Below are 1,618 nucleotides of genomic sequence, written 5' to 3'. Positions count from 1 at the left end.
CCCGCAAGGGGCACGCCGCATCCGTAAGGCGGCAAAGCCGCCAACGGCTGCGCAGGGAACGCCGCTACAGACGCAATTGGTGCGCGCCATTTTAACGATAGCCGGTTCGAATCGGCAGTGCGCAGCCGGGCGCAAAGTGCCCTTGCAGCGGAAAAGCCGAGGGCCTTCCGGAAGCGCAAAAAATCCGGGGCTGCGATTTGCAGTCCCGGAGATTTTTTGCGGTTTTTCGATCAGGCCTTACCGGCGCAGCCGAGGACGTCCTTGAGCTTATGCTCGACGAGGGCCTTGATGTTGGCGCGGGCGGGCTTGAGGTACTGGCGCGGGTCGAAGTGATCCGGATGCTCGTTGAAGTAGGCGCGGATCGTGCCGGTCATGGCCAGACGCAGGTCGGAATCGATGTTGATCTTGCAGACGGACAGCTGAGCGGCATGGCGCAGCTCCTCTTCCGGCACGCCGATGGCGTTGGGCATGTTGCCGCCGTTCTCGTTGATCATCTTCACATACTCCTGGGGCACGGAGGAAGAGCCGTGCAGGACGATCGGGAAGCCAGGCAGACGGCGGGAGACCTCTTCGAGGATGTCGAAGCGGAGGGGAGGCGGCACGAGAATGCCGTCGGCATTGCGGGTGCACTGCTCCGGCTTAAACTTATAAGCGCCGTGGCTGGTGCCGATGGCGATGGCCAGAGAGTCGACGCCGGTCTTGGTGACGAATTCCTCGACCTCTTCCGGACGGGTGTAGGAGCCGACTGCGTGGCTGACCTCGTCCTCGATGCCGGCCAGGGTGCCGAGCTCGCCTTCGACGACGACGCCGTGGTCATGGGCATACTCGACGACCTTGCGGGTCAGGGCGATGTTGTCCTCGAAGCTGTGGGAGGAGCCGTCGATCATGACGGAGGTGAAGCCGCCGTCGATGCAGCTCTTGCAGGTCTCGAAGTCGGGGCCGTGATCCAGATGCAGGACGATGGGGATATCCGGGTTCTCGATGACGGCAGCCTCGACCAGCTTCACCAGATAGGTGTGGTTGGCATAGGCGCGCGCGCCCTTGGAAACCTGCAGGATGACGGGGGCCTTCAGCTCGCCGCAGGCCTCGGTGATGCCCTGCACGATCTCCATGTTGTTGACGTTGAAGGCGCCGATGGCGTAGCCGCCGGCATAGGCCTTCTTGAACATCTCGGTACTGGTAACGAGAGCCATTGTGAAAACACTCCTTTTTTGTATTTTCGGCAGTGCGGGCAGTGGAAGGGCCGCATGCCGCTATCGTTGCGGGGCACGGTGTTTTCTTCCCGAAAATGCGCCGCCGCAGAGTTTTACCGCTAACATTATAGCACAGGTGAAAGAGAAATCAAGTGGGGAAAATCACTGCATTTTGTTCGAAAAACACCACTGAATTCAGCGAGATTAGCCGATGGAGATGGAGCGAATGTTGGGGAGGGGACAGCCCGGCCCGGCACTGCGATTTGTACCGTCCACCGTTAAAACGGTACCGGCCAATGTAGGGGAGCGGCATGCCGCTCCCGGCGACGCACTTGCAGTCCGTACAAACCGCCGTCAAAATGGCAACAGCCTCCGATTTGTCATTGCGAGGAGGCCGCAGGCCGACGTGGCAATCTCGGGAAGGC

1 protein-coding gene is annotated in these 1,618 nt (G+C 60.9%); it reads right to left on the bottom strand.

Features of this window, described 5'->3' with window-relative positions; genetic code table 11:
- Window positions 1-230: 230 nt before the first annotated feature.
- Window positions 231-1,193, bottom strand: a complete 963-nt coding sequence (gene fba / locus WMO66_RS04380; RefSeq protein WP_349135167.1) for a class II fructose-1,6-bisphosphate aldolase — start codon at window positions 1,191-1,193, stop codon at window positions 231-233.
- Window positions 1,194-1,618 lie beyond the last annotated feature (425 nt).

It is taken from the genome of Faecousia intestinalis (assembly GCF_040096185.1).
In the GTDB taxonomy this organism is placed as follows: Bacteria; Bacillota; Clostridia; order Oscillospirales; family Oscillospiraceae; genus JAZOXB01.
Note: the sequence above shows the minus strand (reverse complement) of the source record. Positions and strands in the feature narration are given on the sequence as shown.